Source organism: Streptomyces sp. x-80 (assembly GCF_046549095.1).
Taxonomy (GTDB): domain Bacteria; phylum Actinomycetota; class Actinomycetes; order Streptomycetales; family Streptomycetaceae; genus Streptomyces; species Streptomyces celluloflavus.
Genome location: NZ_JAJPWM010000035.1, coordinates 40,539 through 49,720, shown reverse-complemented (window position 1 = coordinate 49,720; position 9,182 = coordinate 40,539). Strand labels below are relative to the sequence as shown.

Here is a 9,182-nt window from a genome sequence, read left to right as displayed (position 1 = left end):
GCCTTCTCGGCCGAGCGCCGGTTCGGCAATCCCGTCCGGCGCACCAACTCGGCACGCTCGGCCTCGGACAGCGTGATCTCCACAGCAGAAGGCCCCGGATGCGACATGCCAACAGGGTAGTAACTAACCCTCAGAATTTCTGGCGCATCACACTAGTGCCCCTCCCGGCAAGCGTTGCCCCGTCGCGCCGCCCGGCGCGCACGCGCCGCGTCGGCCAAAAGTCCTGGTAAGGGCTGTCCCGTCATACCTGGTGGATCAGCGCGCGGCGTCAGATGCGGTGCATCGCAAGGCGGAGGAGCGTCCGCACACTGGGTGTATGTGGATGTTCCGACAACGCGGCGAGGTGCCGTAGCTGTCGTCGCGCGCCCGCCAGGTAGAACGGGACAGCCCTTAGCTCCACCGCAAGGACTGCCGGCCGCCTTGCGACCGCACGCGCCGGACGACACTCCGCACGGGGCGGACATCGCCGGTCACGGCACCAGCGCAGCAGGCCCGCCGGGCGCCGTCCGAACAGGTCATCCGCACCGGGCAGCACCCCGTCCGGCACCGCCGGGCCCCGTCCGGAGCCCGCTCGGGCCCCGCCCGGCGGCGATCCGTGGTGCGCGGTGGCCACGAACGGGTGAGACTCGGGTACGGGGGTCACATGCTCAGCCGTCCGATTCTGGAGGCCCGCAGTGCAGCGGCAACCGCAGACGCGTCCGTCCCCCGTCCCGGACCGCGGGTCCGCGCCCACGCGGCCCCCGGATCCGGAAGGACCCACCCCCATCCCCAGCCCCATCCCGGAACCGCCCCCCGGACCACCGTCCCCGCCCGGACCGCCCGACCCGGTACCGCCGTCCCCGGTACCGCGCCCGCCCGGCCCCGGCCCGGACCCGGTCCCCGAGCCGTCCCCGGCCCCCAGCCCGCTCCACCAGGGCGGCCCCACACCACCGAGGAGGTGCTGATCATGGCGATCGCCACGGTCAATCCGGCCACCGGCGAGACCCTGAAGACCTTCGACGCCCTCAACGCGGGCGAGCTCGAAGACCGTCTGGTCCTGGCCGAACGGGCCTTCCAGGAGCACCGCACGACGTCGTTCGCCCACCGGGCCGAGCTGCTGCACAAGGCCGCCGACCTGCTCGAAGCCGACCAGGAGACCATCGCCCGCACCATGACCACCGAGATGGGCAAACCGCTGGCCGCGGCGCGCGCCGAGGCCGCCAAATGCGTCAAGGCCATGCGCTGGTACGCGACCCACGCCGAGGAACTCCTCGCCGACGAGGTCCCCGACCCCGCCGACGTGCGCGACTCCGGGGCCGCCCGCGCCCTGGTGCGCTACCGCCCGTTGGGCACCGTCCTCGCGGTGATGCCGTGGAACTTCCCGCTCTGGCAGGTCGTGCGGTTCGCCGCGCCCGCCCTGATGGCGGGCAACACCGGGCTGCTCAAACACGCGTCGAACGTCCCGCAGACCGCCCTCTACCTGGAGGAACTCTTCCGCCGGGCGGGCTTCCCCCGGGGCTGCTTCCAGACCCTGCTGATCGGCTCCGGCGCCGTCGAGGACGTGCTGCGCGATCCGCGGATCGCCGCCGCCACGCTGACCGGCAGCGAACCGGCCGGCCGCTCGGTCGCCGCCATCGCCGGTGACGAGGTCAAGAAGACGGTGCTGGAACTCGGCGGCAGCGACCCGTACCTCGTCCTGCCCTCCGCCGACCTCGACAAGGCGGCCCGCACCGGCGTGACCGCGCGCGTCCAGAACAACGGCCAGTCCTGTATCGCCGCCAAACGGTTCATCGTCCACACCGATGTCTACGACGCGTTCGCCGAGCGGTTCACCGAGGGGATGGCCGCGCTGACCGTCGGCGACCCGATGGACGAGGGCACCGATGTCGGGCCGCTCGCCAGCGAACAGGGCCGCTCCGACCTGGAGGAACTGGTCGACGACGCGGTTCACCAGGGCGCGCGGGCGCGGTGCGGCGGCCGGCGCCCGCCCCGGCACCCCGCGGGCTGGTTCTACGAGCCGACGGTGCTCACCGGCGTCACCCCCGGAATGCGCATCCACCACGAGGAGGCGTTCGGCCCGGTCGCCACCCTCTACCGGGTCGCCGACCTGGACGAGGCGGTGACGGTCGCCAACGACTCGCCGTTCGGGCTGAGTTCCAACGCCTGGACCCGCGATGCGGCCGAACAGGAGCGGCTGGTGAGGGACTTGCAGGCCGGCGGCGTGTTCTTCAACGGTATGACGGCCTCGCACCCGGGACTGCCGTTCGGCGGCGCCAAACGCTCCGGCTACGGACGCGAGCTCTCCGGGCACGGCATCCGCGAGTTCTGCAACATCACCACGGTGTGGTACGGGCCCCAGGACTGAACGCGCGCCGCCGGGTGGCGGTACCCGCGGGCGACCGTCGGCCGATTGGGACCCGGCGGCGGGGCGGGGACCTGCCCGGCCCCCCGGGATCCGCGGACGCGGGCGGATCCCGGGGAGCTCCGTCAGGCGGGCAGCGCGGCGAGCCAGCCGGTCAGCAGCCGGTTCACCTCGTCGGGACGTTCCTGCTGGATCCAGTGGCCGCAGTCGTCGAGGAGGTGCGAGGAGACCAGGCCGGGCAGGGTGGTGGGGTACGCCTCGATCGCCTCGGCCAGCCAGGTCGTGGAGGCGTCCTGCGCGCCGCCGATGAACAGGGACGGCTGGGGGATGGGGGCGCCGTCGAAGTCGGCGAGGTCCGCCCAGTCCCGGTCCATGTTCCGGTAGCGGTTGAGTGCCCCGCGCATCCCGGTCCGCTCGAACTCCCCGGCGTAGAAGTCGAGATCGCCCTCGCCGAGCCAGGCGGGCAGCCGGCCGGCCGGGAACCGGTCACGGAGCTGTCCGCCCCGGTCGGCGAAGTGCGGGTCCGGTGCGCCGGGTGCGGGCATGGTGTCGGCCGAGAAGGCGGCGTAGAAACCCGCGAGCCAGCCGCGGATATCGGGTTCCATCTCGCTCTCGGCCCGTCCGGGCTCCTGGAAGCAGGAGACGTAGAACTCCTCGTCCCCGCCCATCCGCGCGAAGATCTCACTGGGCCGCGGTCCGCCGCGCGGGGCGTAGGGCACACTCAGCAGGCCGACCGCGCGGAAGACATCGGGCCTGATCAGGGCGGTGTTGGCGGCTATGGTCGCGCCCCAGTCGTGGCCCACGACCACCGCGGACCGCTCGCCCAGGGCGTGCACCACGGCGACGTTGTCCTCGACCAGGTCGCGCATCCGGTACGCGGCCGTGTCCTCGGGCTTGGCGGAGCGGCCGTAGCCGCGGACGTCGATGGCGACCGCGCGGTATCCGGCGGCGGCCAGTACCGGCAGTTGATGGCGCCAGGAGTACCAGGACTCCGGGAACCCGTGGAGCAGCAGGACCAGCGGCCCGGTGCCCTGCTCCACCAGATGGATCCGGCCGGCGGGAGAGGGGACCAGACGGTGGGTGCCTTCCGTGGCCTGGGCGGGTTGCGACATGAATCCTCCGGGGTGTCGAGCTGTCCTTGGCCGAGCGCGGCGGCGGACCGGTTCCGGTACCGGCCGCGGCCCGCCGTCCGTGCCATGATCCATCAGCGGGCGGCGGTCGCCGTGGCCCTTTTGCCGATTACGCAAGGCCGTGACCACGGCCCTTCGGGGTTCGCCGGCCGGGAACCCCGAAGGCCGGCGGTCGGCCACCGCACTCCGCCCGTAAGAGAGTTCAGCGTCCGGGCTCCGGGCCGGGAACGCGCGGGGCCCCCGGTGCGTCCGCCGCCTCCGCCCCGTCCCCCGCGTCCGGCACGTCGAACTCGCACCACAGCGCCTTGCCGGAGCCGCGCGGTTCGGCGCCCCAGCGGTCGGCCAGCGCCTCGACCAGCATCAGCCCGCGGCCGGAGGTGGCGGTCTCGCCGGGGCTGCGCCGTCGTGGCCACTGGCTGGAGCGGTCCTCGACCTCCAGCCGGATCCGCCGCGGGGTGCCGGGCAGCAGTTCCACGCAGACCAGGGCGCCGCTCTCGGTGTGCGTCAGCGCGTTGACGATCAGCTCGGTGGCGGCGACCTCCACATCGTGCGTCACGGCGCCCGCGCGCCACTGGTCGAGGATGCGGCGCAGCGCCGAGCGGACCTGCGCCGTCCCGGCGGGATCCGCCTGGTGGATGTGGAGCCGCAGCCGCGGTGTGGTGGCCGGTCCCGGGCCCGGCAGCCGGTGCAGCAGCAGGAGGGCCATGTCGTCCTCCGAACCGGGCTCGGCCCACAGCTGGTCCGAGAGCTGGTCGGCCAGGGTCTCCAGCTCCGCGGGCCCGGTGCGGACCGCCTCGGACAGCGCGTCGATGCCCGCCGAGATGTCCTGGCCCGGCTGCTCCACCAGACCGTCGGTGCACAGCAGCAGCGTCGATCCCGGCTCCAGGAACAGCTGGGTCTCCGGGAAGTGGTCGTGCCCGAAGACCGTGGCCAGGCCCAGCGGCAGACCGCCCGGGATCTCCGGCCAGTCGATGTGCCGGGAACTGTTGCTGATCAGCGGACCCAGGTGCCCGGCCCGCGCCACGTGCAGCGCCCCGGACTCCAGATCGGCCTGGATGTACGTACAGGTCGCGAACCGCTCGGTCTCCAGCTCGGCCAGAAAACGGGAGGCCCGCACCAGGACGGTCTCCGGTGTGTGCCCCTCGCTGGCATAGGCGCGCAGGGCGATGCGCAACTGGCCCATCACGGCCGCCGCATGGGTGTCGTGGCCCTGCACATCGCCGACGACCAGCCCGGTCTGGCCCTGCGGCAGCGGGATCACGTCGTACCAGTCGCCGCCGATGTCCCGCCCGACGCTCGCCGGGTGGTAGCGGACGATGAGCTCGCCACCGGTGATGGACGGCACCCCGCGGGGCAGCATCGTCGCCTGGAGCTGCGTCGCGAACTCCCGCTCCTGGTCGAAGAGGGTGGCCCGCTGGAGCGACTGGGCGACGACCCCGGCCAGCGCCAGCGCCAGGTTCCGGGCCTCCGCCGACTGCACCGACGGCTCGGCGTTGAACAGCCCCAGCGACCCGATGACGGTGTCCTGGGCGACCAGCGGCAGGAACGCCGAACTGCCGGCCGGCAGCATCTCGGCGTACCGGCGCAGCCGGGGGTAGCGGGCGATCAGCTCGCCCCGGGTGCTGAGGAACGTGGGCCGCCGCGAGCGCACCACATGGGACAGCGGCAGGGTGTCGTCCAGCCAGGAGTGCGTCATCCCCTCGGGCACCTCGCCCGCCAGCCCGGCGGTCGTGATGACCTCGAACCTGCCTTCCCTCACCAGCCCCAGGAGCAGCGCGTCGGCCCCGAACCGCTGGGCGCCCTCGGTGTCGGCGAGCACCCGCGTCACATCCTCGACCGACAGCGCGCGGGCCAGCGCCGCCGTGGCGTGCTGCACCATCACGGTCTGCCGCTGCCGCTCCTGCTGGCGCGAGCGCAGCAGCGCGGAGTCCGCCAGTTCACCGGTCGCCTCCCGGACGATGCCGACGATGCGGTACGGCAGCCCGCTGCCGTCGTGCAGGATGCGGCCCTGGGTGTGCGTCCAGCGCAGCGCCCCGCCGCGGCACCGGACGCGGAAGTACGCGCCGTAGGACGAGCTGCCGTCCTGGAGGGCCTGGGCGAGCGCCGCGTCCATCCGCCGGCCCTCGTCGGCCGGCACCCGTGCGGCCAGCGACTGCGGCCTGCCGTCGTACTCGTCCGCGCGCAGATCGAAGACGGTCAGCGCGCCGGAGTCCAGGATCATGCGCCCGCTGTCCAGGTCCCAGTCGAAGGTGCCCATCCGGTTGAGCGAGAGCCGGGTGTGCAGGCCGATGGGCTCATGGCGGTACAGCGCGGGCGCGTCCTCCGTGCCCCGGCGCGCATCCTGGCCGGCACGCGGGTCGTACCCCTCGCGCCGCGGTCGGTGCTGCCCGGTCATGGCGTGCGACGCCCCGGCCCCGGGACAGGCGCGCCCCCTGCCCTCGGTCGCGCGCCGCGGACCGGGGCCGATATCCACCGGAACGCGGCCATGCGCTCACCTTAGGCCGGGGCGGTGACCCGCGCATTCCCGGTACGGCGTACGCCGCCGCGCACCCCGGCCGACGGCCGTACGCGCCCTCGCGGCGACCGCTCCCGGGCCGGCGGCGTGCCGGTGAACGGGTGGGCGATCAGCCGGGGGCGCCGGCTCCGGAACCCGGAGCGGATGCCGATGCCGATGCGGGCGGGGGTGACGGTGGGGGTGCGGCGGGGGCGGGACGGGCCTGGGCCAGTGCCATCAGCCGGTTGAGGCGCAGGGTGAGGGTGCGTACCGATGGCCGGCCGCCGTTCAGCCTGCTCAGCGCGGTCAGCGAGACGGAGGGCGCGGCCAGGCGCAGCCGGGCGGCCTCCAGGACCTCGGACGGTGCGGCGCCGCCGACCCGCGCCACCGCATCGCGGACGTCCTGGGCCGTGGGGCCGCTGCTGTACGTGTTGCGCAGCAGCCGCTGGATCTCCGGGGTCCAGGCCAGTCCGGCGGCGGAGAGCAGCCTGCGGGTGGCGTCCAGCCCGCGCAGCACCACGAGCGGAGCCGGTCCGTCCGTCCGGATCTCGGCGGGGCGCAGCGCCACCGCCCCGGTCAGCGCGGCCACGGTGTCCGCGGTGCCCGGCGAGGCGCAGACGATCTCGATCCGGCGGTCCTCCATACCGCGCGCGGTGCGCACCCCCGGCACGACCGTCCCGCCGGCCAGGAAAGCCGCCCGCAGCGCGGCCTGCCGGCAGCACTCCCGGGCGCGGGCGAGCAGCAGCGGTCGCGGCAGCCCGTCCGGACCGTGGAGCTCCGCGACGGGCGGCCGGGGGCCGGACGGATCGGGCTCCACCGCGTAGGCGCGCGAAACGGGGCGGTGGAGCGGGCGGAGAACGCCGTCCGGACCGGGCGCGGCCGCTCCCCGCCGGCCGTCGCCCGCGCCGGGAGCCGGTACCACGTACGTCCGGCAGGAGATCCCCCACAACGACCGCAGCAACTCCTCCAGGCGCCGCGCGACCGCCTCGCCGCGTACGACGTACCGGGGGCGGCCGGCCACGCCGTCGGCGCCCTCGGCGGGGTCCGGCCCGTCCAGCAGTACCGCGGCTTCGGTCCGCGCACAGCAGCCGACCGGGTACGGGGTCCGGGCCAGTGCGTCCGCGACCACCTCCGCGGCGTCCTGGTCCAGGAACGCGGTGCGCCGGTCCGGGATCATCACGTCGGCCATCTCCGCTCCTCTGCGTGTCCGCACCGGTCCTGGGACCCGTGCGGACGCCTCGTCCTCACCGCACTCCGGGCCGCCCGCCCCCTGCGTACACCGCTCCGGCCGGCTGTCGCCGGCCGCCGGCTGCGGCCCGTTGCCGAGGCTAGTCCCGCGGCCGGGCGCCGGCCTCCTCCTCAGGGACCGGGTGGTCCCGGCCGCCGGGGGACCAAAGTCCCGGCCCGGGGCGCGGCGACGCCGTTCCGACGGCTACCGGACCGCCTCAACGGCCGCCGGGGCGGGCGCGGTTCACCAGCCGGCGCAGGGTCCGGCCGCAATGCCGGGCGTACGCGCGTTGCAGGACGGGGACCAGGGGGCCCGCGAGGCGGGTCCAGAACCGGTCCGGCCGGCTGAAGGCGGTGACGGTGAACCACACCGAGCCGTCCGCCCGCAGGGTGACCGTGAACGCCTCCTCGCCGCACTCGGGGTGCCCGTCGCGGGTCCCGTACGCGAAGCCGACGCGGTCGTCCTCGGCCACGCTCCACACCACCCGGCACGGCGCCCGCAGCCGCAGCGGGCCGATGCCCAGCGAGACCTCGACGGCCACCCCCGGGGCGGCCCGCGGCGCGTCGGCCCGGATGCCGACGCCCGACGCGCGGTGCATCCGGAAGGTGGTGACCGCCTCACCGGCCGCCGCCAGCACGGCGCGGCCGTGGCCGATCGGCATCTCCTGGTGGAGATGGTGGTAGCCGGGCGGCAGCGGGGTGTGCCGAGTGCCGCCCGCTTCGGGGTAGTTGACGTCGGTCATGCGGTGCGCTCCTTCGGGGAGGGGACGGTCGGTGCCGGGATGTCGCGGGCCGGACCGCGGGCGCCCGGGGGCGCGGCCGGTCCGGCCCGCAGGCGGTGCTGGGCGACCACGGCGCACACGGCGAACCCGAGGGCGTTGCCGAGGCCGTGGGTGGCGGCCGTCCAGCCGAGCGAGAGGTGCGGCAGCCCCGTCGCCTCGCCGACCGCCCAGCTCAGGGCGAGCAGCATGGTCGCGACCAGGACGGCCGCGGAGCAGCCGAGCAGGGCGCGGGTCGTCCGGTCCCGCCCGCCCGGCCGCAGCTCGCGCCAGGTCAGCAGGGCCACCAGCCACATGCCGGCGGTCAGCACCAGTGCGCCGGCCAGCTCGGCCCAGTCGTTGACGAAGTATCCGGCGAGCACCAGCAGGGTGCCCGCCGGCACGCTGTAGGCCGCGGCCCGGCCCGCCCGGCCGGTGCCCGTACCGCGGCAGACCAGTCCCGCGACCAGCGCCGCGGCGAATCCGGCGAAGTGGAAATGCGCCACGGTCAGCGCCAGGGTGTCGAGGTCGAAACCGAGCAGCCGGTGCCCCGCGCGCTCGGCGACCAGCGCGATCCCGGCGACGGCCGGAGTGGCCAGCGCGGTCAGCACCGCGATCTCGGACGGCGCGAGCGAGCGGGTACGGGCGAGCTGCCGCGGGGCCTGTGCGGCGAGTACCAGGGTGGCCGCCGCGTACCCGGCCGCGCAGAGGACGGCGACCGGACCGCGCGGCAGCCAGAGCGCGGCCGAGCCCGCGAGGGCGGCGAGCGGCCAGCGCCGGCGGATACGGGTGAGCCGCCGCCCGCCGATGAGCGAGAGCCCCATCGGGATCACGACGAACATTCCGAGCATGACGAGGAGCTTGACCAGGACGTGCGCTGCTGCGGACACCGTGTCCCCTTCCGTGGCGGGATGTACGACACGGTACGCGGAGAATTGAACGCGTTCAAGAATGCTGCGGGGCGGGTGCGGGACGGTGGGACGTCGAGGTGTCGGCGGAGCGGGGGCGGCCGGTCCGCCGGGCGGCCGGCCGGCCGGCCCGGCATGGGGGCCGGTGGCTGGCGTGGCCGTACCGGCCGTCGGCGGTTTCTTCGGCGAGGCGGTGTGCGTCGCCCGCGAGATGGTGGTGACGCAGGTGCCGCCGGCCCGCATTGCCGGGGCCGGCGGTCCGGGCTCCGGGAGGGCGGTGACGGGCGGGCGGAGGAGGGCGTGACGGTCACGCGGAAGGGCGCG

6 protein-coding genes are annotated in these 9,182 nt (G+C 75.1%); 1 reads left to right on the top strand and 5 read right to left on the bottom strand.

Annotation, left to right across the window (positions count from 1 at the left end):
* The first annotated feature begins 946 nt into the window (after positions 1–946).
* Positions 947–2,344, top strand: coding sequence for an NADP-dependent succinic semialdehyde dehydrogenase (locus ACLJWH_RS39315; protein WP_411146617.1), 1,398 nt, complete (start codon positions 947–949; stop codon positions 2,342–2,344).
* 122 nt (positions 2,345–2,466) lie between these two features.
* Here the strand turns inward: ACLJWH_RS39315 and ACLJWH_RS39310 are convergent, their stop codons facing one another.
* The 5 genes from ACLJWH_RS39310 to ACLJWH_RS39290 all read right to left on the bottom strand — a co-directional run bounded on the left by ACLJWH_RS39310 (position 2,467) and on the right by ACLJWH_RS39290 (position 8,801).
* Positions 2,467–3,453, bottom strand: a complete 987-nt coding sequence (locus tag ACLJWH_RS39310; protein ID WP_411146616.1) for an alpha/beta fold hydrolase — start codon at positions 3,451–3,453, stop codon at positions 2,467–2,469.
* Positions 3,454–3,673: 220 nt separating this feature from the next.
* Positions 3,674–5,866, bottom strand: a complete 2,193-nt coding sequence (locus ACLJWH_RS39305; RefSeq protein ID WP_411146615.1) for a SpoIIE family protein phosphatase — start codon at positions 5,864–5,866, stop codon at positions 3,674–3,676.
* 229 nt (positions 5,867–6,095) lie between these two features.
* Positions 6,096–7,154, bottom strand: a complete 1,059-nt coding sequence (locus tag ACLJWH_RS39300) for a hypothetical protein (protein WP_411146614.1) — start codon at positions 7,152–7,154, stop codon at positions 6,096–6,098.
* Between the two features lie 256 nt (positions 7,155–7,410).
* Positions 7,411–7,935, bottom strand: a complete 525-nt coding sequence (locus ACLJWH_RS39295) for a DUF1990 family protein (RefSeq protein ID WP_411146613.1) — start codon at positions 7,933–7,935, stop codon at positions 7,411–7,413.
* On the bottom strand, positions 7,932–8,801 hold the full coding sequence (locus ACLJWH_RS39290) for a YndJ family protein (protein ID WP_411146619.1): 870 nt from the start codon (positions 8,799–8,801) through the stop codon (positions 7,932–7,934). Before ACLJWH_RS39290 ends, ACLJWH_RS39295 begins: the two co-directional genes overlap by 4 nt.
* Between the last annotated feature and the right edge of the window lie 381 nt (positions 8,802–9,182).